The following is a 25659-nucleotide window of genomic DNA, read 5'->3' on the forward strand; positions in this document are numbered from 1 at the left end:
ATGTGGGGCAAACACTTTATTGATTAATAATGACAGATAGAAATAAAGTAGATGTGGGGCAAACACTTTATAACTTTTAAAATTTTTAAGAACGTATTGTTTGATTTGGTTGGACAATATTATCAAAAACATCGTTTAAAACACAAATAAAATCGATGAAATACATAATAATTTAATTATTATAAGATATTTTCTTACTTATATGATAATTTATACAAACCTCAAGGCATAAAAAAAACCACTCCTTTAAGAGTGGTTTTTACTTAATTAGAAATCTTTAAAACATTAAGGTGACAATCGATCAATTTGCCAATTGTAATCTTCCAATAATTTGTAACGAATTCTGTCGTGTAATCTGTTTGGGCGACCTTGCCAAAATTCTACTTCCACCGGACGAACCAAAAAACCGCCCCAATAATCTGGTCGTGGTATCTCTTTGCCTTCGAAAGTTTTTTCTAACTCCTTTAATTTATCGTCTAAATAAGCTCTGGAAGGAATGACTTCGCTTTGCGCTGAAACTATAGCGCCTAATTTGCTGCCATCAGGACGAGAATCAAAATAATTATCGGATACAGTTTCTGAAGTTTTCTCGGCTATTCCTTTGATAATCACTTGACGTTCCATGCTGTGCCAAAAGAAAGACAAACAAATGTTGGGATTATTAAGTATGGCTTTCCCTTTTTCAGATTGGTAATTGGTGTAAAAAATAAATCCTTCTTCGTTGAATTTTTTGAGCAGCACTACCCTACTCTTAGGGAAACCGTCGGAACCGATAGTTGACACTGTCATGGCATTGACTTCCTCAGTGGTACTGAACTCCTCCATTTCATAAAACCAACGATGAAATAAATTGATCGGATCTTCGGTAAGGTTTTGTTCTAACAGTTCGCTTTTCTCGTAAGATTTTCGATAATCGCTTAAGTCTTTCATAGTAGTTAAGGTTATTTGGGTAAAGTTACTAACTTTTCAGGATAAAAATTAGGTATTGCCATCACTGATAAAATTGAGGTCTTTCTCCCCTATTCAAAATCGAATACTTTACCGTCGTCGCCCAAAAGTACATTCGGAAAAATGGCTGCGGCTTCTTGTTGGAATAACTCAATACTACTGTAACGCGTGCTGTAATGACCTAATACCAAATGCTTCACGTTGGCCAACTTGGCAATAGTGGCGGCTTGTTTGGAGGTGCTGTGCATGGTTTTCTCGGCTTTGTCAGCTTCCGATTCCAGAAAAGTAGCCTCGTGGTACAACACATCTGCGTTTTGAATGAGCGGAACGATGGCTTCGTTGTATATGGTATCACTACAAAAGGCGTAACTCTTAGTAGGTTCGGGATCAAAACTGAGTTCAGCATTGGGAATGACTTGTCCGTTATCCAAAGTAATATCGCCACCGTATTTTATTTTTCGGTAATAGGCAATATCGATTTGGTATTTTTCAACGGCTTCCACATTAAGTCTTCGCTCTTTGGGTTTTTCTTGAAATAAAAAACCATTGGTATAAATGCGATGTTGTAGCGGAATGGTTTTAACAATTACTTTATCATCTTCAAAAATGACTTCGCTTTCTTTAGATTCTAACTCGTGGAAATACAAATTATAGCCCGTAAACGAATTGGAATAGCGCAACTGCATTAAGATGATTTCTTTGATGCCTTTCGGTCCGTACACGTGCAAATCGGTTTGACGGTTGAGCAACATAAAGGTAGAAATCAATCCGACCAAGCCATACATATGATCACCGTGTAAGTGCGAAATAAAGATATGGTTGATTTTAGAAAACTTGAGTTTGTTTTTACGGAGTTGTACCTGAGTTCCTTCTCCGCAATCGATTAGAAACATGCGGTTTCGAATTTCCAATACTTGTGCCGTTGGATTGGTAATCGTTCTTGGTGTGGCTGCATAGCAACCCAAAAGGGTTAATTTCATAACAATTAAAATCCTAAATCGCGCTCAATTTCTTCCATTTCAATAATATCATGGGCTTCTAAAACGGTTGGCACTAATATAATGTTCTTGGGCACCGAATTAAAGTTCACATTATTAGCTACTAATACTATCGACTTCTTTTGCTGTTTATGCAATTTAATCAATTCGGAAAACGACTTGACGTCTTCCAACGTTAGGTTTTTATCGTGTGACAAATCCAATATCAAATTGGTATTTTTAAAAGTATTGTGTTCGTGGGTGACTTTCATCAAAAACGAAGCGGTATCACCAAGAGTATCTTTTACTATGGTAGTATGACCTTTTTGTTCAACTTTCATGGTTAGGGAATTGAATTAATTCGAAGCTAATTTAGGAAGATTTTGGCATTTTCAGGTCATACTCCTACTCTTTCTTAATCGGATGATGCAGTTCACAGAAAAAATTGGTTTTTCATCGATGAAATGCATGTTTTTTTAACATTTCCTAGACGAACTGCACGAAAAAAACGCTGAAAACCCCCGAATTCATTGAATTTGTCGATTAAACGACTTTTGAGGTTAATTATCGAAAAAATTTCAGCGACCTATACTCTTGAAGTAGTTTTGACCCAGAAATAACAACAAAACCAAATTTAAGATATGACAACAAATAACTCAATAGCTCAAAAAAATGTAACTAACGTTAGATTATTTGTTTTATTCGTTTTATTAATGTTATCAAGCAATGGAGTTTTCGGTCAAACTAAAGAAGTTACTACTGCTCCAATCGCTACTACTGAGGTTTCAGTTGTTAAAGAAAATGCTATCGAAGTTACTACAGCTTCTACAGTGGCTTCAATGGATTTTGCTGTTTGGTTCATGGGAACTCAAAAAACATCTTCTGAGTCTCAATCTAAATCAGCTTCTTTCAGCAAAAAAGCATTAATCAACTCAGGAATCAACACTAACAGTGTTTTAATCCGTTCTATTTTGAAAAAAGTAAGCACACAAGAAAGCAGTGTGGCATAACTAAATAAAATTAAGTTAGATTAAGTTATATTATAAATTAGGTTAGTTTTGAAAAGTAAAAGGCCAGATGATATCGGGCCTTTTTTTATTTGGTATTTTGCTTAAAATAAACTTCCGTAGCACCTTGACCATATTTTTGATAGTTAGCGTCTTGAAACGTAATGTTATCATAGCGTCCCAACATAAAGTCGAGTTCCGATTTCAGGATGCCTTCTCCCACGCCGTGAATGAAAACGATTTTTGGGATTCGATTTCGAATCGCAAACTCGATGTGTTTTTTAGCGGTTTCACTTTGTAAAGTCAGGATTTCATAATTGCTCATCGATTTGTAGTTTTTGACTAACTTTTCGATATGCAAATCAAACTCGGGTACCGGAACTTCTTTTTTCGACTTCTTTTCTTTATTGATATAGTTAGGTTTTTTAACTTCCTTTTGAGCAATAATGTGGTTTTTATTGAAGTCTATTCGCAGTTCACCTTGATCCATTTTCAACAATTCACTGTCTTTAAAAGTAAGATGAAATCCATCGGTTGTTTCGATAGTAACTTCATTGCCTTTCACTTCGGTTACTACTCCGTCGATAGCATCATCTAAAACGGTTACTTTATCGCCTTTATTGAGTGTCATCTTGGTCTCTATTATCGTTTTCTGAATCTTTACTAGGAATTTTTTCGCTGAGTTTCATCAAACCAAACATCAGCAACACCATAGCGGCTATTAATTTAAACACATTAGGTTGGTCTTGGGCTTGTTCGTAAATTCCGACTGCAATAGCCAAAACCATTATCAAAAGAAAAACTTTTTTCATAAGTTAGATTTGTATTTCCAAAATTAAGGAAGTTTAGCTGATTAATATCACAAAAAAAAGCATCCTCAACAAAAGATGCTTTTTATAAAGTATTCTTTTAAAAATTTATCTCACCGCATTGATACCGATTACCATAACAATTCCGGCTAAAATGTAAAGCGAAATGACTACAATGGCCGCAATTCCTAAAAATTTATGATGAGACTTTAAAGCCCCGAAAGCATCTGTTAAAAGCTGAGAATCTTTACTAAAGATGGCTTTCTTAGTATTGCTAGCGTAACGGTACAGATAATAAATGGGGAACAAATAAATAACCGCAATCACTATATAAAAAATAGAAATAATTCCGCTTACTGCTCCAAAAGGTCCTGGTGTGTCGGGCACCATAGACATTACCGATGTCATCATGATAGCCATCAGCGCCAAAAATCCGACACCGATAAATCCTAAAATAGCTAAAAACATAGACCATTTAGCACTTTCTCGTAAATAATCTAATGCCGTTTGGTTTAAATGTAATTCAAATGAATCAAATTGAGATTGGTTTTCGTTTTCCATAAAATAGTTTTTGGTTGGTTATAAATTGGTTTGGTTATAATTCAAATTCTTTGAGTGTCTTGATGATGATGGCAATGCAGTCCCGTAATTGTTCTTCTGTCATCACTAGTGGCGGTGCAAAACGAATGATATTCCCGTGTGTTGGCTTGGCCAATAATCCGTTTTCGGCCAATTTTACACAGATGTTCCAAGCAGTTTCACTGTCTTCCGTATCGTTAATAACTATAGCATTCAATAATCCTTTGCCGCGAACTAAGGTAACAATATTGGAAGTTTCGATATATTTAGCCAATTCGGAACGGAAAATTTGACCTAATTTTCGAGCGTTTTGTGCCAAATGTTCGTCGGTTACCACATCCAAAGCTGCCATAGCCACAGCAGCTGCCACCGGATTGCCTCCGAAAGTAGAACCGTGTTGGCCGGGTTTGATGACATTCATAATCGGATCGTTAGCCAATACGGCAGAAACCGGATACGCGCCGCCTGAAATGGCTTTTCCTAATATTAAGATATCCGGAGTTACATAACCGTTTTGTTTTTCACAATGATTTTCGCAAGTACAATTTCCGCAAACCGCCAACAACGAACCAGTTCTGGCAATGCCGGTTTGAACTTCATCGGCTATAAATAAGACGTTATTAGCTTCGCACAAGGCTTTGGCTTTGGTCAGATAATCTTCGCTTGGCACATATACTCCGGCTTCTCCTTGTATAGGTTCTACCAAGAAACCGGCGATGTTTTTGGATGAAGTGATCGCTTTTTCTAAGGCTTCAATATCATCGTATGCAATTTTGATAAATCCGGCGGTGTACGGCCCGAAGTTTTTACGCGCATTTTCATCGTTAGAGAAAGAAATGATTGTGGTAGTTCTTCCGTGGAAATTACCTTCGCATACAATAATTTGTGCCTCGTTTTCCGGAATTCCTTTCTTTTCATAAGCCCATTTACGACAAATTTTTAAAGCGGTTTCCACTGCTTCTGCTCCTGTATTCATCGGTAATACTTTATCGAACCCAAAATATTTGGTGATGTACTCTTCGTAAACACCTAACTTATCATTATAAAAAGCACGAGAAGTTAAAGTTAATGTTTGGGCTTGCGCGATCATAGCGCCTACAATTTTAGGATGACAATGTCCTTGGTTTACGGCAGAATAAGCCGAAAGGAAATCATAGTATTTTTTGCCTTCGACATCCCAAACGTAAACGCCTTCTCCTCTATGCAGTACTACCGGTAGCGGATGATAGTTGTGGGCACCGTATTGGTCTTCTAAAGCAATGGCATCAGCGGAAGTTAATTTTTCTAAAACTGACATGAATGTTGTAATTTAAATTCTGTAATCTCAATTCCTTCTTAACGGAGAGAAATCATCCTAAGTGACAAATGTACGAAAAGCAAACTTCAGTTTATAATGCGCTATTATTTCTTTATCCGTTCCAAAATATCATTCATCATTTCGATTTGAACTTTCTGTATTTCAATCAATTCTTGTTGTTGATGCATGATTAAATGATCGAGCTTTTCGTCGAGCATCCGGATTTCCAACTCGGATTTTAAATTAATCATGTAATCTTTCTTGGCGCGTTCTCGGTCTTTTTCCTCTTGGCGGTTTTGACTCATCATAATCACCGGCGCTTGTAAGGCAGCAATGCAGGATAAAATTAAGTTGAGTAAGATAAACGGATAGGGATCGAAACCTTTATTAATTAATATAAATACATTCGAACCAATCCAAAGCGAAATAAAGATAAAGAAAGCGATAATGAATGTCCAACTTCCGCCAAAGGCCGCTACTTTATCGGCTACAATTTGTCCTAAAGTACGATTGTCTAAATCTTCTTCCATTTTGGAAACAAAAGATTTATCATCGTTTAAGGCTTCTATAACCTTTTTCTGCAACTTAGACAATTGGCCGATTTCGGTATTTAAATATTTGGAGATGTATTTTTCGCGATATACATTCAGTTCGGCATTGGCAATACAATGTTCCGAAGAAAAATCGGGATGCTCACTTTTAATCAAGTCTATAATAGGTTGCCGAATTGATTTACCGCTGACTTTCTCTTTTACCGGAAATTCAATTCCTGATATATCGCTTTTAAATGTGGCTCTTGAACTCATTGAAATGGTTTAGTAAATTAAGTAATGGTTTGAGAAATGTTAATTACCGAACATGGCTAACAATTTATTGACCGTATTCCAATTGCGCGTTGTAGAAATTACGTTCATGCTTTTTTCTATCCATTTATTGTCGAGTTTAGTATTGGCAGGCGACGAATGGTATTTAAGATATATCCGTCTGCCGTCGAGTTGGATTTTATCAGGTTCGATGAAATTCAGGTTCAACTGAGTAACCATTTGCTCCGGCACTTCAGCTGAAATAAACGAAACGTACAATTTTTTCAAATCAACGCCTTCCTCATCTAAAAACCGATTCCGTTCCAAACAAGCCTGCAAATCTTCTTTTCCTATAATCAATACCGGAACATCGTGACCAAAAGAATTCAGGATTGCTTCTCTGATTTGGTTGGCCACGAGATTTCCATCTGCTTCATCAGTAGTCACAAACACATTTCCCGATTGGATGTAAGTTCGCACATTACTAAAACCCACGCCTTCCAAACCTCGGCGTAATTCTTCCATCTTAATTAGTTTCTGACCGGAAACATTAATACCTCGAAGCAAAGCTAAATGAGTTGGCATAAACGTAATTTTCTACTAATTTATATTTTTTTCTTAAATCCCGTTTAAGTTTTAGCCAATAGTTTATTTTTGCGCTATGGGAAGAAAACAAACCAAGAAAGTTATTTTTGAAAACATTACTGTTTTAGATGCCGGAGCTAAAGGTGTTTCGGTAGCCAAAGCACCCGAAGGCCAAGTGATTTTTATTCCGAATGTCGTTCCCGGTGATGTGGTAGATGTGCAAACGTTTAAAAAGCGTAAAGCCTATTTTGAAGGTAAAGCGATTAAGTTTCACCAATATTCGTCTGACCGTGTTGAACCGGTTTGTCAACATTTTGGAGCCTGCGGAGGCTGTAAGTGGCAAAACATGAGTTACGACAAGCAGTTGTTTTACAAAAATCAGGAAGTTTTTAATAACCTGAAACGCATCGGTAAAATCGAATTGCCGATTTTCGAACCCATTTTAGGCTCGGCCAAGCAATTCTTTTATCGTAACAAAATGGAATTCGGATTCTCGGATTCGCGTTGGATGACTGATGCTGAAATTCAGTCCGGTACTGAAATCGAAAACAAAAATGCCTTAGGTTTTCACATTCCGAAAATGTGGGACAAAATTCTCGACATCTCCAACTGTCATTTGCAAGAAGATCCGTCGAATGCTATTCGAAATGAAATCAAACGTTTTGCAACTGAAAACAATATCTCTTTCTTTAACGCCAGAAACCATACCGGTTTACTGAGAACCTTAATGATTCGCACTGCTTCAACGGGAGAAATCATGGTATTGCTACAGTTTTTTCAAGAAGACAAAGCGCTAAGAGAATTGCTCTTGAACCACATTTACGCTACTTTCCCTCAAATTACTTCCTTGTTGTATGTAATTAATGGCAAAGCCAATGATACGCTGTACGACCAAGACATTAAACTGTACCAAGGACGTGATTATATTTTGGAAGAAATGGAAGGCTTGCATTTCAGTATTAATGCGAAATCATTCTACCAAACCAATTCCGATCAAGCTTACGAATTGTATAAAATTACCCGAGAATTCGCCGGATTAACCGGAAATGAAGTGGTGTATGATTTGTATACCGGCACCGGAACTATTGCCCAATTTGTTTCCAAACAAGCGCAAAAAGTTATTGGAGTTGAAGCCGTGCCTGAAGCTATAGCCGATGCCAAAGAAAATGCCAAACGCAACAACATTAGCAATTGTGAGTTCTTCGTAGGCGATATGAAAAACGTGTTTAACGACGAATTCATTGAGCAACACGGCCAACCGGATGTGATTATTACTGATCCGCCTCGAGATGGAATGCACAAAGACGTAGTAGAACAAATTCTGAAAATTGCACCTCAAAAAGTGGTTTATGTAAGTTGTAATTCGGCCACCCAAGCCCGTGATTTGGCTTTAATGGATGAAAAATACAAAGTCACTCGTGTGCGACCGGTAGATATGTTTCCACAAACGCATCACGTGGAAAATGTTGTACTTTTGGAGAAACGATAAGCCCGTAAGATTTGAAATCTATGAAAAAAATAATAATGCTTCTTTGTCTCGTTATGGCATTTTCCGGCTGTGAAAAAGATGATATTTGTGTAGATGAAGTTACTCCGCAATTGGTTGTAGAATTTTATGACATCTCCAATCCTACCGTTTTGAAAAATGTGGTCAATTTAAAAGTCACTGCCGACGGGATGACTGATGCTTTGAATACTTTTAATGGTGTGAGCAAAATTAGACTTCCTTTAAAAACCAATGAAGATATTACCCGATACCGTTTGTTGCTGAACAGTAACAGCAGTACAGCTTTTAATGAAGACATTTTAGAGTTCAATTATACCCGAGAAAATGTTTACGTTTCCAGAGCTTGCGGTTTTAAAACCGTATTCGAATTGAACAATACAAATGGAATATTTTTAAGTGATATTGCCACACCGGACGGATTGTGGATACAAGACACCAACCTTCAAACCAATTCAATTGTTACCGAAAATGAAGTGCATCTCAAAATTTACTTTTAGTATAGCCTTGGTATTGCTTTCATTTTCAGGCAATGCACAAGAAGCAACAACCACTAAAAAGGACAGTATTCCTCCTAAAACAGAACGCTATGGCTTGCGTGTAGGAGTTGATTTGTTCAAACTCACGCGTTCTTTTTACGAAAAAGACTATCGCGGTATTGAATTGGTAGGCGATTATCGTTTAACTCGCAAACATTATTTAGCCGTAGAACTCGGTAACGAAAATAAAACAGTGGATGATGACCAAGTCAATTTTACCACCAAAGGAAGTTATATCCGTGTTGGTTTTGATTATAACTCTTACCAAAACTGGTTAGACATGGAGAACATCATCTCGGTTGGATTACGCTATGGTATAAGCAGTTTTAACCAAAAGTTGAACAGTTACGAAATTTACAATCCGAATCAGTATTTCGGAGAAAATCCAACGGTTATTTCAGGAGCCGAATACAGCGGATTATCAGCCCAATGGATTGAAGTGGTTGCCGGCATGAAAGCCGAAGTTTTCAACAATGTTTTTGTAGGTTTCAGTTTTCGCTTAAACCGATTATTGAGTCAAAAATTACCCAACAATTTTGATAATTTATACATACCGGGTTTCAACCGTACTTACAACGGTGATTTTGGCGTTGGCTTCAACTACACAGTTTCATATTTTATTCCGCTTTATAAAGCAACCGTCAAGGCTAAAGAAAAAGCAACAGATAAAAACAAAGGAAAAAAGAAATAGTTACACTTCCTTTATCCCTTTGATGAACAACCATTTCATAAATATTTTTTCGCCATCTTTAGTTTGAATGGCTTGAAATTTCGGCGCTAAAATGGTTCCGATTACAAAAGCGGTTAATGGCAACCACAACCCGCTCAAATGGGTATATAAGTCCAATAAAAATCGAACGGCTACAAAAATTGCCGCAAAACAAAAAAGGTTGTACAATAAGGCTTTGGTCTTTTTACTCATAACTTTTATTTTCTGGCTCAAATATACTTAATTAAGCCGTTTTGACACAATAGGTATTGATTAAACACATTTTGACCGTTTATCGATTAAAAGTTGTTTTCATGGATTTATAACCTACTGAAAGTCATCTTTTTCATCCAAAATAAACATAATTGTTAATAAAAGGTGGGCATGTTTTTGTTAATTAACATTTATTTTAGTTCAGAAAGCTTAATTTTGCGTTACCCAAGATTACAATAATTAAAATACGACCGCTATGGAGAAGTATTTCAACTACAGCATTCATCGAAAGAATGAAAGTGCTAACCGTGAGACAATAGTACTCAAACAAATTTCAGAAAACAACATTGTACACAACATTCTGGAATTTCCCAAATCCGACATTGATATGGTTATCGAAACCCTTTTCAAATCCAAAAAGGATATCTTTGATGAGGAAATTGATTTACCCAACGTACAGGAAATCAACCCTATGATTTTGGACACTTTGGTTGAATTGTTCTTTTCCGGGATAACGATAGCCGATTTAGCTTCGCAATACAATTTGCCGGAAACCTTAATTAAGCAAAACCTCGAGAAAAAAGGAATTGTACTTTTTGATGACTTTTAACAGCAAACACCTTGAAAAAGGTGTTTTGTTTTTTAAGAAAACTTTAAAAATCGATTTAACACAATAGGGAAAAATAGATTATTTTTGGAAATCTAAACCCTATAAAATCATCGTATGAAGAAAGTTTTGATTGCTTTAGCCTTGTTTCTCTCTTCTTTTACAACCCAAGCCCAGTCGGGTTACGAAATTACAATCGATTTAAAAAATTATAACGATACTTTAGCTTACCTCACTTTTTATCGATTCGACAAAACGTTGATTAAAGACACTTGCACTACTATTAAAAATGGCAGAATTGTTTTTAGTGGTAAAACAAAGCTTCAAAAAGGGATTTACTCTTTAGTTGGTCAACAAAAATCAATTTTGTTTGATTTCTTTGTTGATGATGACACCCAAAAATTACACCTCAAAAGTGAATTTGGTCCAAACATCAGTAATGATTTGTCTGCTTTAAATTCAGATCGCGAAAATGAATTCTTCAATTATATCCGTTTTTTGGGCGACCAGAATAAAGCTTTTATCGAATACAAACAAAAAAATCCGCTGACTACTAAAAAAGATACCTTGGCCTTAGCTGAGAAACAAAACGAACTTGAGCAAAGCATAGCCGATTATGAAAACCAATTCATCAATCGTTTCAAAGGCACTTTTATTGCCGATGTAGTGAACTTGAAAACAGAAAAAAAACTCAAGGACATTCCGAAGAAAGCCGATGGCACACCCGACCATGAGGTTTCTTATAAGTATTACAAAGACAATTTCTGGCGCAATGTGGATTTCAAAGATGATGGCATGGTGCACAATCCGTTTTTATTCAACAAACTAAAGAACTATTTGGATAATGTTGTGGTGAAACATCCGGATTCGGTTAGTGTTGAAATCGATAAAATCTTAGCCAAATCAAAACCAGAAACATTGATTTACAAACTCATGTTGGCTCACCTTACCTACACCTATGAAACTTCTAAAATCATGGGATTTGATAAAGTTTTTGTGCATTTATCCGACAACTATTTTAAAACCGGAAAAGCCAAAGGAATTTATGAAGATGATGATGTGGTACAAAGAATCATCAAACGCGCCGACAAACTTAAAACACTATTAATAGGTGCCAAAGCTATTGACTTATCGATGATCAAAGCCGAAGATTTCCCTAAAATGAAGGCCATGGGATTTGAAGATGCCAAAAACAGTGAGGAAATGACCAAGGTTTTCTACAAAAATGTGAATGAAGTCAATAAAATGTGGGTTAAACTGAGTGATGTTAAAGCCGATTACACCGTTTTAATATTTTGGGATGTGGATTGCGGTCATTGTCAGAAAGAAATTCCGAAACTCGTTACAGCTTACAACGAATTGGTTCAGGAAAAGAAAAACGTCAAAGTATTCAGCGTGTACATGCAACACGAGGGTGATAAATATTTGAAATATATAGCCGACAATAAATTACCGTTCATCAATGTATACGATGGTGCACACTACAACAACGCTATAGAAAAATACGACGTCTACTCTACTCCGGTGATTTATATTTTAGATAAAAATAAAGTCATCAAAGCCAAACGGATTGAAGCAGATAAAGTGAAAGAAATTATTCAATCGTTAGAAAAAGAAGCTAAAAATTAGGACCACTTTTTTATAAATGTTTCCTGATTAATCGTGATGTTGATTGAATTTGGTGCGTTTGCTGCCTTCGTACATTTCGTATTTCACCAAACGCGCTTCTAAACTTCCGTTGAAGAGCTTTATTTTTCGTGATGGTCGCAAGCCAACAAACTTCAATGCTTCCAGATTGGCCGTAATGAACCAAGCAATGGTATTGGGATAATTGTTCTTTAGAGTATCGCCTAATTCACGGTAAAATCGTTCCAAATCGATGTCCAATCGTTCTCCATATGGCGGGTTGAATACCATGTGTAACGGACCAACGGTTTCTTTTTTAGTATCAAAGAAATTGGCTTGGCTAATGGTTACATAATCTTCTAAATTCGCATTAACGATGTTGTCTTTGGCTTTATTAACAGCGCTTGGTGCTTTATCGTACCCGATAATTTTATAATGGAACTCTTTGGTACGTTTCATCAACGAATCGATAATTTGGTCGAACAAATCGTTGTCCCAATCGTTCCATTTTTCAAAAGCAAATTCTTTGCGGTTGATGTTGGCCGGAATATTACAAGCAATCATCGCTGCTTCGGCTAAAATAGTACCGGAACCACACATCGGATCTAAAAAATCAGAACTGCCGTCCCAACCGGAAAGCAACAACATGCCGGCGGCTAAGACTTCGTTAATCGGTGCAATATTCGTAGCGCTGCGATAGCCTCTGTGATGTAAAGAAGCGCCCGATGTGTCTAAAGAAACTGTACATTGATCGCGGTCGATGTGAATGTTGATGCGTAAATCCGGAAAATCTTTATCGATACTCGGACGTTGCCCGAATTTTTCTCGAAACTGATCCACTATAGCATCTTTCGCTTTTTGAGAAACAAATTGCGAGTGTTTGAAATTATCGGAATGAATGGTCGTATCAATCACAAAAGTCTGACTGGCATTAAGGTATTTACTCCAATCGATGCCTTGAATGCCTTTGTACAAACTTTGGTCGTTAAACGCTCTGAATTGGTAAATGGGTTTCAATATTTTTAAAGCAGTTCGCAACGATAAATTGGCTTTGTACATAAAACCTTTATCGCCTTTAAAACTAACGGCTCGTGTACCCATTTCAACTTCTTGCGCGCCTAATTGTTGTAATTCTTTGACTAATATTTCTTCAAAACCGAAAAAGGTTTTGGCTACCATTTTAAAATTTTCCATTTTCAATACAAATTGTAATGACAATATCAGTACTCAACATTGTCATAAGTTCGGCAAAAATACACTAATTTTGCGGGTGAAGAATTCATTTGAAAAGAATAAATGCCTGAAAATTCAAAACCTGAAACCCGCAATGTAAAACCCGGAACCGATATTTGGTACGCTTCCTGGTTTGATACGCCTTATTACCACATTCTATACAAAGACAGAAACTATCGTGAAGCACAAATCTTCATGGACAATCTGACGCATTATTTGAATTTACCGGAAAAGGCCAAAGTACTGGATTTGGCTTGCGGTAAAGGCCGACATGCCATTTACTTAAATCAGTTAGGTTACGATGTCATTGGTGCCGATTTATCGGAAAACAGTATCGCCGAAGCCAACAAAAATGCCAATGAAACTTTGCATTTTGTGGTACACGACAAACGCATTCCTTTTGAAGAAAAATTCGATGCGATTTTCAATTTGTTCACCAGTTTTGGGTATTTTGAAAACGAAGAAGATAACTTAAAAACCCTTATTGCCATCAAAGAGAGCTTATCAGATTATGGTTTTGCGGTTATCGATTTCATGAACGTGCATACGGTTTTGGAAAATTTAATCCCGGAAGAAACCAAAGAAGTAGATGGTATTTCTTTTCACATCAAACGTTATTTAGCTGATTCTTTCATCATAAAAGAAATAGATTTTGAAGACCAAGGCGAAAAATACCATTTTGAAGAAAAAGTAAAAGCCTACACCTTGGATGATTTTAAAAACATGATGGACCAAGCCGGTATTTATTTGTTGGACACTTTCGGCGATTACAAGCTGAAGAAATTCCACAAAAATACCAGTGAACGTCTCATTATGATTTTCAAATAAGGTTATTCCAAGACTTTATCCATTACAACCTAAAACCAAAATGAACTATATACTTCCTTTATTATCAGTTTTAATAGGTTACGCTATTGCGTTGATTATTAAGCCAAAAAAGAAAAAAAACTTAAAGCTACTATTGGCTTTCAGCGGTTCGTTTTTGTTATCCTTAACCGTGATGGACTTGTTGCCGAGTGTTTATGAAAGTCATAATCACAGCATCGGGATTTTCATCATGGTGGGAATACTATTTCAAATTATCTTAGAGTTTTTCTCGAAAGGCGCGGAACACGGACACGTTCACGGACATGAGAAGATTAACAGCATGCCTTGGCTATTGTTCATCAGTTTGTGTATTCATGCTTTTTTGGAAGGATTTCCGGTAGGTCATCACCATGATTTAGCCTTTGGTATTGCCATCCATCATTTGCCGATTGCCATCATTTTAACTACTTTCTTTTTGAATGCAGAATTGAATAGAACCGCATTATTCATCTTTATGGTTTCTTTTGCTTTGATGACACCGCTGGGTACTTTTATTTCCGATTCTGTTCCGAGCATTACACAATATTTCACAGAGATTACTGCAGTTGTAATCGGGATATTGTTTCATATTTCTTCTACCATTATATTCGAAAGTAGCGAAGGACATAAGTTTAATATCGCAAAAATATCAATGATCATTTTGGGAATTTTATTGGCGAGTTTTATTTAAAAATCTGGAGGAATCTCAGTATCTTAGCCACACAAAATTTTAGTATGTCTTTCACCAAAACTACAGAGCAATCCTCACATTATGATAGTTTGGAACAAATGTCGGTACACGACTTGCTGACCAACATCAACAACGAAGATAAAATGGTGCCGCACGCCGTTGAAAAAGCCTTGCCGCAAATTGAAGCCTTAGTGACACAAATAGTCCAAAAAATGAAAAATGGCGGCCGACTGTTTTACATTGGCGCCGGAACCTCAGGAAGATTAGGAATAGTTGATGCTTCGGAGTGTCCGCCCACTTTTGGTGTACCTTTCGATTTAGTTAACGGTATCATTGCCGGTGGCGACAAAGCCATTCGCAAAGCCGTTGAATTTGCTGAAGATGATAAAGAACAAGCTTGGAAAGATTTAGCATCCGAAAACATCTCTGATAAAGACGTAGTGATTGGCATTGCTGCTTCCGGCACTACTCCTTATGTAATTGGCGGTTTGGAAAAATGCCACGAAAACAATATTCTCACCGGCTGTATTACGTGTAACGAGGGGAGTCCGTTGGCTCTGACAGCGCAGTTTCCGGTGGTAGTGGTGGTTGGTCCCGAATTCGTAACCGGAAGTTCTAGGATGAAAGCCGGTACGGCTCAAAAACTGGTATTGAATATGATTTCTACCGCTACTATGATTCAACTTGGCCGTGTCAAAGGCAATAAAATGGTCGATATGCAACTCAGCAATGTTAAGTTGGTGGATCGTGGTGTGCGCATGATTATGAGTGAGATACCCGTAAGTTATCAAGAAGCCTCAGCTTTGTTGGAGCAATATGGTAGTGTGCGAAAAGCTGTAGACAATTATAAAAAAAGATAAGCTCATGAAAAAACTTCTAACACTTAGCTTATTATTGATAAGTGTGTTTTCTTTCGCCCAAGCACTTACTTTGGAAGGCAGCAGATTCTACCTTGACAGCAAACGCCTTGAAACCCGTGAAGCCAGACAGTTATTTAATACAAATTACGAATCAGCCGGCCTTTATAAAGAAGCCAAAACCAAAGAAGCTGTTGGAGGCTTTTTATTGGGTTTTGGTATTGGGTTAACTGTTGGTGATTTAGCCGTGGGCTTGTTTTCTGATGTTAAATATCCCGGAACCATGACTTATGTTGGAGTAGCCTCATTAGTAGCTTCAATTCCGGTACTTTCCGGCAGAAAAAAACTCTATGAAAAAGCCGCTGAAATATACAATAAAGACCACAAAAACGGTAAATTAGGAGCCGCTAAACCTAATCAGGAGCTGAACCTAATTTCCAACCGAAACGGGTTAGGTTTACAATTCAAATTTTAGATTTATGGCTATAGATAAAACCTTACTCGACAAAGGCATTAAGTACCTACTCTATGCATTACCCTTGATGTTTTTGGGACCAAGCATAATTTACAACGCCTTTATCAACAAGCAAAACGTTTGGCATTGGTTAGTACTGGCTGTTGGGATAGTACTTTGCGGCTTAGCCGTTTATTTTATGTTTAAAGGCGTCAAAGCCATAACCGATGCTTTGTTTGCAGACAAACCTTAACTTCATGATTATAGTCTAACCCAATCTCACTTTGTATTTATACCTTTAGAGAATGAAAAAAATAACACTACTCCTACTCACTTTAAACCTAACTTCTTGCTCTCAAAAAGAGCGTAAGTGCACTGATTTTAAAACCGGCACTTTCGAATTTGTTCAGGAAATTAACGGTAAAAAGCTCACTTCTACATTCACCCGCACCGAGACACTTCAAATTGAAACGTTTAATGGTAAAACCGATACGGCTTCGGTGCGTTGGGTAAATGATTGTGAGTTTGTGTTGCAAAAATTACATCCTAAAACAATGAACGAACGCAAAGCCATCAGCATGACTATATTATCTACTGAAGGTAATAGTTATACTTTTGACTATTCATTTGTGGGCGATGCTAAAAAACAACGCGGCACCGTAACTAAAATCAAATAATCCCGTACAACCGATAAAATTTAACTAATTAACCATGGAAATATTTTTAAATCCAGATGCTTGGATAGCGCTTTTAACCTTAACTTTTTTAGAAATCGTATTAGGTATTGACAACATCATTTTTATCTCAATTGTAACCGGAAAATTACCGGAAGAAAAGCGTAAAAAGGCCACTCAAATTGGTCTGTTTTTAGCCATGTTTATGCGTATCGGCTTGTTGTTTGGAATTACGTTATTGATTGCCATGAAAGAACCGTTATTTGGTTTGGATTGGGGTTGGTTCAGCGCCGATTTTACCGGGCAAGCTCTGATTTTATTATTGGGTGGAATCTTCCTGATTTATAAGAGTACCAAAGAAATTCACGAAAAAGTTGATCATAAAGGCGAAGAGGAAAAAGATTTAAAAGCAACGGCTACCAAATCTTTTGGCAATGTGATTATCCAAATCTTATTGATTGATTTAATTTTCTCTGTTGACAGTATTTTAACAGCTGTCGGAATGACCAATGGCGTTGAAGGCGCTTTATATATCATGATTACCGCTGTTGTTATTTCCGTAGGTGTGATGTTACTGTTTGCCGTTCCGGTTGGTAATTTTGTTAATGCAAACCCTTCTATTCAGGTACTTGGATTGGCTTTTTTGATTCTGATTGGTTTCATGTTAATCACCGAAAGTATGCACCTGTCTAATGCACAATTGGCAGGGCAACATGTTGGTGTGGTACCCAAAGGCTATTTATACTTTGCAATTGCCTTCTCCCTCGCAGTAGAATTCATCAATATGAAAATGCGTAAAACAAAACATTAGTCATATTAAAACTCTCAACTCGCTTGAGAGTTTTTTTTTGATATCTATTGAGTGTAAATTATAAAATCACGCTAAATTTCAAAATATCAATACTTTATGATGATTGTCATATTTTTTTCAATTATAGCAAAGTATCTTTGCAATGGTTATAATAGGTATGACTAATTGTAAATCGGAGGGCTTGTGGAAAAAAAAATTACTTTTCTAAAAAGATTTTCATCTTTTAAAATTGTTTTAATCTATGCTGTGGTTAGTGCAGTGTATATTTTTACATCGGATTATTTCTTGGAACTTTTCATTCATGATTCAATTGTAATATCAAAATTACAAACTGTTAAAGGTTTGATTTTTATTCTCTTGACATCATTGCTCATTCATGAATTGATGAGAAGTAATATTTCTAAAATAACAGATTATTATCAACAAATCATTGATATAAAACAATATACTGAAGAGCAATCTAGACAATCCAAACAAGAGTATATCGCTTTGTTTAATCACAGTCCGCTACCGATGTGGATTTTTGATTCGGTTACCTTACACTTTCTGAATGTAAATGAAGCTGCTTGTGAGCATTATGGGTTTAGTCATGAGGAGTTTATGAATATGCACATTAAAGATATTCGCCCGGAATCCGAAATACCCCAAATGCATGCCCTATTGAATAAAGCTATACAAACTAATGATGCTTCATTTTTAGGACTCATGAAGCACCGCAAAAAAAGCGGGGAAATCATTCAAGTAAAACTTAAAACCTCGCAAGTAAATTTTGAAGGCCGATTAGGTATTTTGGTTACAGCAGTAGACATCACACAAGAAATCAATACACAAAATAAATTATTGGCGACCAACTCACGCCTTCAGCAAGCTTGTGAAATTGCAACTATGGGTTATTGGACCAATGATTTAATCAATTCAGAAATTATTTGGTCTGATGAAATTTACAAGTTATTTGAATTGGATCCCAAAACTTTCGAGCTTACTCTAGATAATATTCGTAATCAATTTCATCCTGATGATCAGTTAAAATTTGACGAAGCAATACATAAAGTTTTTGAAAGTGATGCCTTAATTGAAGGTGAGCATAAAATCATCACCGGAACCGGAAAAATCAAATGGATCTTGGAACGAATTCATTTAGTACGCGACCAAAATCACAATCCGATAAAACTGGAAGGAATTGTTTTAGATATTACTAAGAAAAAGCAAAGTGAACAAGAGATTATACAAAGTAATGAACGTTTTAAAATATTAGCGAAAGCTACCGTAGAAGCCGTAATTGATTGGGATTTAGAAAACGACTGTATTTTTTACGGTGAAGGATTTAATAGCATGTTTGGTTACACTACATTTAATGCTGACACCGATTTATGGAAGAAAAACATTCATGCTGAAGATAGCAAAAGAGTATTGAAAGATTTAAATAAAGCGATAAAAGACCCTAAAAAAGAATTCTTTAACTCGGAATATCGTTTTGTAAAATTTAATGGAAATATTGCCTATATCCAACATAAAGGAATATTTATCAGAAATGACAAAGGCGAAGTAGTCCGTATTATTGGTGCTATGGTTGACTTAACAGAATCGCTGGAAAAAATGAATACCATCGAGCAACAAAACAAAACCTTAAAAGACATTTCTTGGACACAATCGCATGTGGTTCGTGCGCCTTTAGCCAATCTTATAGGATTAATCAATCTGTTAAAAGACAACAAAAAAATGGGGTATACAGATGATCGCTTAATTGACTACATTGGAGAATCTGCCACTAAGCTCGATCATATCATCCACGAAATTGTAAAAAAGTCAAGCCGAGAAGACTTAAATTGAGTTTATCTTTTGCTTATCCCAAAGATTTGATTAAAAAACAAAACCCTGCGTAAAACAGGGTTTTTAACTTATTCTAGACTCAACGTGATTTGTCCGTCATCGTCGGTTTCCGTTGGTATGCTTTCATCTTCGGCATTGGTTTCATCTTTCACTTCCAACTCTTCAGGCTGTACTTCTTCAGGTTCTTCAAACGGAAGCGGTTCTAACAAGTTGATTTGTTTTACTTTGTCCGTAGTAAGTTGGTTACCCAATGCTTTGATACCTTTAACCGTTATAAATTGTTCTAGATCGACGGTCAGATTGTCTTTTTGAACGCCTTTTATTTTGGCAAAAATCACTTCGGCCACCGGACGCCAATCCGTAGATACAATCTCCAATTGCGATTTTTCGTGTTCTGTGATAAAGATTTCCTCTTTGTTTTCGTTTTCTACCAAAAAGCGTTTGACAAAATAACGCTCTTTTTCGCCATCATAATAAATGGCCGAAATAGGTTTCTTCGGATGCCATTTTTCCAATACAATCATGCCTTCTTCAAAGTGCGTGGTCAATTCCGGAATAATGGTTTTCAACTTCCCGTTTTGGTTGATGATTAACAAGCGGTCATTCGGACGGAATTCACCCAACAGCTCGCCTCTTCCGTCAACATTCAAACGCTGTACCGTATCGTCGAACCAAACTTTGCGCGGACGCAAAGTAGAAATACCTTTCTCCTTCAACTCAATCTTTTTGATTGGATATTTAGTAACTGTATTGCCACGAGACGCTCTACCTTTGATTGCGATTTCAGAAAAATCTAAATCCCATTTCAGTTTCTTGACGCTGCCGATTTGGCGCAATAGAATAGTCACTGTTTCCGCTTCTCCGTTAGGGTTGGCTGAGAAATACAACACCTGACTTCCGGCTTTTTCTTGCGTCAAATCGTAAAACTTATCACGGGTAATTCCGGATACATTGAAGCGTTTGATAAAAGCCGAACCATTTTTACCATCACGGTAAATCATATTGTAAATCGTGCGTTTGTCATTCTTGTCGAAGACGGCAATGTGAATGATATCTTTGCCAACAAATTTCTTTTCGTCGACTTTAGACACCATCATTTTACCATCGCGTAAAAAGACAATCACATCATCGATATCGGAACAATCGGCTACGTATTCGTCTTTTTTTAATCCGGTTCCGAAGAAGCCTTCTTCCCTATTCACATAGAGTTTGGTGTTTCTCAACACTACTTTCGTCGCCTCAATAGTATCAAAGTTTCTCAACTCGGTCAAACGTTCTCTGCCTTTGCCGAATTTGTCTTTCAAGTTTTGGAAGTAAGCAATGGCAAAGTCGATAATGTTGTCTAAATGATGTTTCACTTGCTCCATTTCGGCTTCCAGCTTGGCAATGGCGTCATCGGCTTTATCCGAGTCAAAACGCGTGATGCGAATCATCGGAATCTGCGTCAGCTTTTGCAAATCGTCATCGTTAATCTCACGGACAAATGATTTGACAAAAGGTTTGAAACGGTCATACATGTACACGTAAAGCGATTCCCTGTCGGAATACAACTTAAAGTCGATGTACATTTCTTCTCGAATAAAGATTTTTTCTAAAGTCGAGAAATGCCATTTGTTTTCTAACTCGTCCAATTGAATTTCCAACTCGCGCTTGAGCAAATCCACCGTTCTGTGGGTAGAAATTTTGAGCATGTCCGAAACCCCGATAAAACGCGGTTTGTGGTTTTCAATCACACATCCTAAGGGTGCTACTGACGTTTCACAAGCCGTAAAGGCATACAAAGCATCAATCGTTTTATCCGGAGAAACACCCGGCGGCAAGTGAATAACAATTTCCACTTCGGCGGCGGTGTTGTCTTCTATTTTTTTGATTTTGATTTTCCCTTTTTCATTGGCTTTCAAGATACTGTCAATGAGTGTTGAAGTATTGGTTGAAAAAGGAATTTGGGTTATCACTAAAGTTTGTTTGTCGAGTTGGCTGATTTTGGCACGTACTCTCACACGACCGCCACGCATCCCATCGTTGTAATTCGACACATCGGCGATACCGGCTGTCGGGAAATCAGGATATAATGTAAACGGTTTGTTTTTTAAAACTTTAATCGAACAATCGATGAGTTCGTTAAAGTTGTGTGGCAATACTTTAGTAGATAATCCAACAGCGATTCCTTCAGCACCTTGAGCTAACAATAATGGGAATTTCACCGGTAGGTTTATCGGTTCTGCCCTACGACCATCGTATGAAACGCCCCAAGTGGTAATTTTAGGCGAATAGAGGATTTCGTGACCGAGTTTAGAAATTCGCGCTTCAATATAACGCGAAGCCGCAGCACCGTCTCCGGTTAGGATATTTCCCCAGTTTCCTTGCATGTCGATGAGCAAATCTTTCTGCCCTATTTGCACTATGGCGTCGCCTATGCTCGCGTCACCGTGCGGATGGTATTGCATGGTGTGACCAACGATATTCGCCACTTTGTTGTAACGACCGTCATCCAACTCTTTCATGGAGTGCATGATGCGGCGTTGTACCGGTTTAAAACCGTCTTCAATGGCAGGAACAGCGCGTTCCAAAATTACATAAGAAGCGTAATCGAGGAACCAATCCTTGTACATACCGGTTACTTTGGTAATGGTATCTTCGGGATTTTCATCGTTTTCATAAAAATGACTGCCGGTGGAAGGGCGAATGACATCGTCAAAACCTTCTCCTTCAGTTTCCTCGTTAGTTGACTCGTTCAACGCTTCGTTGTCGTCTTCGTTGGGAATGATATCGTCTTCTTCGTCTTTCATATAAAAGTTTAAAAGTTCAAGGTTTGAATGGGTTTAATATATGCCATCAAAGACCTTAAATTTTTTAATTTATTTTTTTATTTTAAGCTGAGCACTGCAAACTGAATACTGTCAACTATTCCTCCACCACATCCAATTCCACTTTCAAGTTATTGATGATAAAATCTTGTCGGTCCGGGGTGTTTTTACCCATGTAAAACTCGAGTAAGGTTTCGATAGACGTGGCTTTGTCCAACATCACCGGATCTAAACGAATGTCTTGTCCAATAAAGTGCTTGAACTCGTCCGGTGAAATTTCTCCCAATCCTTTGAATCGGGTGATTTCCGGTTTGGGTTTGAGTTTTTCGATGGCGTCGATACGTTCTTGTTCGGAATAGCAATAGATGGTTTCTTTTTTATTTCGCACACGAAATAAAGGCGTTTGTAAGATGTACAAATGGCCGTCTTTAATCAACTCGGGAAAAAACTGTAAAAAGAAAGTAATCAACAGTAAGCGAATATGCATTCCATCAACATCGGCATCGGTAGCGATTACAATGTTATTGTAACGCAAATCTCCCATGTCTTCTTCAATGTCTAACGCCGCTTGTAATAAGTTGAACTCTTCGTTTTCGTAGACAATTTTTTTGGTCATGCCATACGAGTTTAACGGTTTACCGCGCAAACTGAAAACCGCTTGAGTGTTGACATCGCGCGATTTGGTGATGGAACCAGAAGCCGAATCTCCCTCGGTTATAAAAAGTGTACTTTCTAAGCTTCTCGGGTTTTTGGCATCGGTTAAATGCACGCGACAGTCGCGGAGTTTTTTATTGTGTAAACTCGCTTTTTTAGCGCGCTCTTTAGCTAGTTTACGAATACCGGATAATTCTTTACGCTCGCGTTCGGCTTGGAGAATTTTACGCAAAAGCAAATCGGCTGTTTCCGGATTTTTATGTAAAAAGTTGTCTAATTTGGTTTTGATAAAATCGTTGACAAACGTGCGCACCGACGGACCATTCGGACCAATTTCTGTAGAACCTAATTTGGTTTTGGTTTGTGATTCGAAAACCGGTTCTTCTACTTTGACCGAAATAGCGGAAACAATAGATTTACGAATATCGGAGGCTTCGAAATTTTTGTTGTAAAACTCTTTGATGGTTTTCACAATAGCTTCTCGGAAAGCGCCTAAATGCGTTCCGCCTTGCGTGGTATTTTGACCATTTACGAACGTATGGTATTCTTCGGAATATTGCGATTTACTGTGCGTGATAGCCACTTCGATATCGTCGCCCAACAAATGGATGATCGGATATTGCATGTCTTCTTCTACGATGGTTTCTTCGAGTAAATCTTTTAAACCATTTTCAGAATAATACTTTTCGCCATTGTAATAAATGGTTAATCCGGTGTTGAGATAACAATAGTTTTTAAGCATTCGAACCACATACTCATTGCGGTATTTGTAGTTTTTAAAGATGGTATCATCTGCCACAAAAGCCACTTTGGTTCCTTTGCGTTTGGTGGTTTCCTGAACATCTTCTTCTACAGTTAAATTTCCGGCTGAGAATTCGGCGGCTTTTACTTGGTTTTCGCGCACCGATTCTACACGGAAATAATTGGATAATGCATTGACTGCTTTGGTACCAACTCCGTTCAAACCTACTGATTTTTTAAAGGCTTTGGAATCGTATTTTCCACCGGTGTTCATTTTGGAAACCACATCGACTACTTTGCCCAGCGGAATACCACGACCGTAATCGCGTACGGTTACCATTTTATCTTTGATGGTCACTTCGATGACTTTACCGGCGCCCATTACGAACTCGTCGATACAGTTGTCGATTACCTCTTTGAGTAAGATGTAAATACCGTCATCGGGTGAGGAACCGTCGCCGAGTTTTCCAATGTACATTCCGGGACGCATTCGGATGTGTTCTTTCCAATCGAGGGAACGGATATTGTCTTCGGTATATTGATTTTGTTCGGCCATTTTAAAAACAACGATTTTCCGCTAATATAGTGGAATTCGCGTGATTTTTGAAATGATATTTATCAAAGTTATTAAGAATGATATTGACAAAAAGATATGATGAATGCAAGAAAAATCGGCATAAAAAAACTGCTGTAATAGTACAGCAGTTCATTAATTTGTTGAATCATATGAAGATTTTTTATACGTTAAAACGGAAATGCATCACATCACCGTCTTTTACAATATATTCCTTACCTTCTACTCTTAGTTTTCCTGCTTCTTTCACCTTAGCCTCCGAACCGTAATGAGCAAAATCCTCATAGGCAATTACTTCAGCACGAATAAATCCTTTTTCAAAATCGGTGTGAATTACTCCGGCTGCTTTTGGAGCTGTATCTCCAATGTTGATGGTCCAAGCGCGAACCTCTTTAACACCGGCAGTGAAATAGGTTTGTAATTTCAATAATTTATATGCGGCACGAATTAATACTGAACTTCCGGGCTCTTTTAATCCCAAATCTTCCAAGAACATTTGACGCTCTTCGTAAGTTTCTAATTCGGTAATATCAGCTTCGGTACCAACGGCTAACACAATAACCTCTGCATTTTCATCCTTCACCAATTCACGCACTTGGTCGACATAAGCATTTCCGGTGGCTGCTGCTTCTTCATTAACATTACAAACATACAAAACCGGTTTGGTGGTAATCAGTTGAAAATCTTCCATCAACGCTTCTTCCTCATGGTTTTGCGGCACAACGGTTCTGGCAGATTTAGCTTGCAGTAGGGCTTCACGAATTCGATCTAATAATGCCTTTTCGGTTTGGGCTTCTTTGTTACCGGTTTTAGCTGCGCGGTTTACCTTTTCTAAACGCTTTTCTACCGTTTCCAAGTCTTTTAATTGCAACTCAATGTCGATGGTCTCTTTATCGCGAATAGGATTTACGCTTCCGTCAACGTGTACAATATTATCATTATCAAAACAACGCAATACATGGATAATGGCATTACACTCTCTGATATTGGCCAAGAATTGATTTCCTAAACCTTCTCCTTTACTGGCGCCTTTTACCAATCCGGCGATATCAACAATATCAACGGTTGCCATTTGAACGCGCTCAGGTTTCACTAATTCTTCCAGTTTATTGATTCTGGGATCAGGAACGTTTACCACTCCGATATTGGGTTCAATAGTACAAAAGGGAAAGTTCGCACTTTGTGCTTTTGCGTTTGACAAACAATTAAATAAAGTTGATTTCCCTACGTTAGGCAATCCTACAATTCCTGCTTTCATTGTGATACAATTGGTTTTTAAAAGTG

General features: G+C 37.4%; 28 protein-coding genes. 14 read left to right on the forward strand and 14 right to left on the reverse strand.

What is annotated here, in order from left to right; all coding sequences use genetic code 11:
• Positions 1-285: 285 nt before the first annotated feature.
• The 3 genes from pdxH to Q0M21_RS09665 all read right to left on the reverse strand — a co-directional run bounded on the left by pdxH (position 286) and on the right by Q0M21_RS09665 (position 2266).
• Positions 286-930 carry a pyridoxamine 5'-phosphate oxidase gene (gene pdxH, locus Q0M21_RS09655; RefSeq protein ID WP_295337579.1) on the reverse strand — a complete coding sequence of 215 codons (645 nt, stop codon included), beginning with the start codon at positions 928-930 and terminating at the stop codon, positions 286-288.
• A gap of 89 nt (positions 931-1019) precedes the next feature.
• Entirely contained in the window at positions 1020-1928 is a 909-nt protein-coding gene (locus Q0M21_RS09660) for a ribonuclease Z (RefSeq protein ID WP_295337581.1), read from the reverse strand.
• Positions 1929-1933: 5 nt separating this feature from the next.
• Positions 1934-2266, reverse strand: a complete 333-nt coding sequence (locus Q0M21_RS09665) for a ribonuclease Z (RefSeq protein ID WP_295337583.1) — start codon at positions 2264-2266, stop codon at positions 1934-1936.
• A 300-nt stretch (positions 2267-2566) separates the two neighbouring features.
• Between Q0M21_RS09665 and Q0M21_RS09670 the strand changes: the two genes are divergently transcribed.
• Positions 2567-2935, forward strand: a complete 369-nt coding sequence (locus tag Q0M21_RS09670) for a hypothetical protein (protein WP_295337585.1) — start codon at positions 2567-2569, stop codon at positions 2933-2935.
• 85 nt (positions 2936-3020) lie between these two features.
• Here the strand turns inward: Q0M21_RS09670 and Q0M21_RS09675 are convergent, their stop codons facing one another.
• The 6 genes from Q0M21_RS09675 to Q0M21_RS09700 all read right to left on the reverse strand — a co-directional run bounded on the left by Q0M21_RS09675 (position 3021) and on the right by Q0M21_RS09700 (position 7005).
• Positions 3021-3563 (reverse strand): Smr/MutS family protein, encoded by a 543-nt coding sequence (locus Q0M21_RS09675; RefSeq protein WP_295337587.1) that lies wholly within the window; start codon positions 3561-3563, stop codon positions 3021-3023.
• A complete protein-coding gene (locus Q0M21_RS09680) occupies positions 3550-3744 on the reverse strand; it encodes a hypothetical protein (protein WP_290876844.1) in 195 nt (64 codons plus the stop codon). The genes Q0M21_RS09675 and Q0M21_RS09680 overlap by 14 nt, the downstream gene beginning before the upstream one ends.
• Before the next feature lie 105 nt (positions 3745-3849).
• Positions 3850-4302, reverse strand: coding sequence for a DUF5362 family protein (locus Q0M21_RS09685; RefSeq protein ID WP_295337590.1), 453 nt, complete (start codon positions 4300-4302; stop codon positions 3850-3852).
• 34 nt (positions 4303-4336) lie between these two features.
• Positions 4337-5617 (reverse strand): ornithine--oxo-acid transaminase, encoded by a 1281-nt coding sequence (gene rocD, locus Q0M21_RS09690; protein ID WP_295337592.1) that lies wholly within the window; start codon positions 5615-5617, stop codon positions 4337-4339.
• Between the two features lie 104 nt (positions 5618-5721).
• Positions 5722-6423: a DUF1003 domain-containing protein gene (locus Q0M21_RS09695; protein WP_295337594.1), complete on the reverse strand. Its 702-nt coding sequence runs from the start codon at positions 6421-6423 to the stop codon at positions 5722-5724.
• Between the two features lie 39 nt (positions 6424-6462).
• Positions 6463-7005 (reverse strand): DUF1697 domain-containing protein, encoded by a 543-nt coding sequence (locus Q0M21_RS09700; protein WP_295337595.1) that lies wholly within the window; start codon positions 7003-7005, stop codon positions 6463-6465.
• Between the two features lie 76 nt (positions 7006-7081).
• On the opposite strand from Q0M21_RS09700, the gene rlmD reads away from it, so the two are divergent.
• The 3 genes from rlmD to Q0M21_RS09715 are packed head-to-tail and all read left to right on the forward strand — an operon-like array spanning position 7082 to position 9739.
• Positions 7082-8494, forward strand: a complete 1413-nt coding sequence (rlmD, locus tag Q0M21_RS09705) for a 23S rRNA (uracil(1939)-C(5))-methyltransferase RlmD (protein ID WP_295337597.1) — start codon at positions 7082-7084, stop codon at positions 8492-8494.
• Positions 8495-8514: 20 nt separating this feature from the next.
• Positions 8515-9009: a DUF6452 family protein gene (locus Q0M21_RS09710; RefSeq protein ID WP_295337598.1), complete on the forward strand. Its 495-nt coding sequence runs from the start codon at positions 8515-8517 to the stop codon at positions 9007-9009.
• Positions 8981-9739 carry a DUF6048 family protein gene (locus Q0M21_RS09715; protein ID WP_295337601.1) on the forward strand — a complete coding sequence of 253 codons (759 nt, stop codon included), beginning with the start codon at positions 8981-8983 and terminating at the stop codon, positions 9737-9739. The genes Q0M21_RS09710 and Q0M21_RS09715 overlap by 29 nt, the downstream gene beginning before the upstream one ends.
• Here Q0M21_RS09715 and Q0M21_RS09720 read toward each other — a convergent pair whose 3' ends face one another.
• Positions 9740-9970 carry a hypothetical protein gene (locus tag Q0M21_RS09720; protein WP_295337603.1) on the reverse strand — a complete coding sequence of 77 codons (231 nt, stop codon included), beginning with the start codon at positions 9968-9970 and terminating at the stop codon, positions 9740-9742.
• A gap of 256 nt (positions 9971-10226) precedes the next feature.
• On the opposite strand from Q0M21_RS09720, the gene Q0M21_RS09725 reads away from it, so the two are divergent.
• A complete protein-coding gene (locus Q0M21_RS09725; RefSeq protein WP_295337605.1) occupies positions 10227-10580 on the forward strand; it encodes a hypothetical protein in 354 nt (117 codons plus the stop codon).
• Positions 10581-10694: 114 nt separating this feature from the next.
• The gene (locus Q0M21_RS09730; RefSeq protein WP_295337607.1) at positions 10695-12206 is read left to right on the forward strand and encodes a TlpA family protein disulfide reductase; all 1512 of its coding nucleotides are present in this window, start codon (positions 10695-10697) and stop codon (positions 12204-12206) included.
• A 27-nt stretch (positions 12207-12233) separates the two neighbouring features.
• On the opposite strand, the gene Q0M21_RS09735 is transcribed toward Q0M21_RS09730, so the two are convergent.
• Positions 12234-13397, reverse strand: coding sequence for a class I SAM-dependent RNA methyltransferase (locus tag Q0M21_RS09735; RefSeq protein ID WP_295337609.1), 1164 nt, complete (start codon positions 13395-13397; stop codon positions 12234-12236).
• Between the two features lie 102 nt (positions 13398-13499).
• Here Q0M21_RS09735 and Q0M21_RS09740 point away from each other — a divergent pair, with 102 nt between their 5' ends.
• The 8 genes from Q0M21_RS09740 to Q0M21_RS09775 all read left to right on the forward strand — a co-directional run bounded on the left by Q0M21_RS09740 (position 13500) and on the right by Q0M21_RS09775 (position 19599).
• Complete coding sequence (locus Q0M21_RS09740; RefSeq protein WP_295337611.1) at positions 13500-14264, forward strand: methyltransferase domain-containing protein; 765 nt, start codon at positions 13500-13502, stop codon at positions 14262-14264.
• Between the two features lie 40 nt (positions 14265-14304).
• Positions 14305-14973 carry a ZIP family metal transporter gene (locus tag Q0M21_RS09745; protein ID WP_295337613.1) on the forward strand — a complete coding sequence of 223 codons (669 nt, stop codon included), beginning with the start codon at positions 14305-14307 and terminating at the stop codon, positions 14971-14973.
• 44 nt (positions 14974-15017) lie between these two features.
• Positions 15018-15833: an N-acetylmuramic acid 6-phosphate etherase gene (gene murQ / locus Q0M21_RS09750; protein ID WP_295337615.1), complete on the forward strand. Its 816-nt coding sequence runs from the start codon at positions 15018-15020 to the stop codon at positions 15831-15833.
• Positions 15834-15837: 4 nt separating this feature from the next.
• A complete protein-coding gene (locus Q0M21_RS09755) occupies positions 15838-16305 on the forward strand; it encodes a hypothetical protein (RefSeq protein WP_295337617.1) in 468 nt (155 codons plus the stop codon).
• A 4-nt stretch (positions 16306-16309) separates the two neighbouring features.
• Complete coding sequence (locus Q0M21_RS09760; RefSeq protein ID WP_295337619.1) at positions 16310-16537, forward strand: DUF6095 family protein; 228 nt, start codon at positions 16310-16312, stop codon at positions 16535-16537.
• A 52-nt stretch (positions 16538-16589) separates the two neighbouring features.
• Positions 16590-16961, forward strand: coding sequence for a DNA topoisomerase IV (locus Q0M21_RS09765; RefSeq protein ID WP_295337621.1), 372 nt, complete (start codon positions 16590-16592; stop codon positions 16959-16961).
• A 34-nt stretch (positions 16962-16995) separates the two neighbouring features.
• Positions 16996-17769 carry a TerC family protein gene (locus tag Q0M21_RS09770; protein ID WP_295337623.1) on the forward strand — a complete coding sequence of 258 codons (774 nt, stop codon included), beginning with the start codon at positions 16996-16998 and terminating at the stop codon, positions 17767-17769.
• Positions 17770-18111: 342 nt separating this feature from the next.
• Entirely contained in the window at positions 18112-19599 is a 1488-nt protein-coding gene (locus Q0M21_RS09775; protein ID WP_295337625.1) for a PAS domain-containing protein, read from the forward strand.
• Between the two features lie 68 nt (positions 19600-19667).
• Here Q0M21_RS09775 and Q0M21_RS09780 read toward each other — a convergent pair whose 3' ends face one another.
• The 3 genes from Q0M21_RS09780 to ychF all read right to left on the reverse strand — a co-directional run bounded on the left by Q0M21_RS09780 (position 19668) and on the right by ychF (position 25633).
• Entirely contained in the window at positions 19668-22388 is a 2721-nt protein-coding gene (locus tag Q0M21_RS09780; protein ID WP_295337627.1) for a DNA gyrase/topoisomerase IV subunit A, read from the reverse strand.
• A gap of 115 nt (positions 22389-22503) precedes the next feature.
• Positions 22504-24357, reverse strand: coding sequence for a DNA topoisomerase IV subunit B (locus tag Q0M21_RS09785; RefSeq protein WP_295337629.1), 1854 nt, complete (start codon positions 24355-24357; stop codon positions 22504-22506).
• Between the two features lie 181 nt (positions 24358-24538).
• Positions 24539-25633 carry a redox-regulated ATPase YchF gene (gene ychF, locus Q0M21_RS09790; protein WP_295337631.1) on the reverse strand — a complete coding sequence of 365 codons (1095 nt, stop codon included), beginning with the start codon at positions 25631-25633 and terminating at the stop codon, positions 24539-24541.
• Between the last annotated feature and the right edge of the window lie 26 nt (positions 25634-25659).

It is taken from the genome of Flavobacterium sp. (assembly GCF_024710485.1).
Classification (GTDB): Bacteria; Bacteroidota; Bacteroidia; order Flavobacteriales; family Flavobacteriaceae; genus Flavobacterium.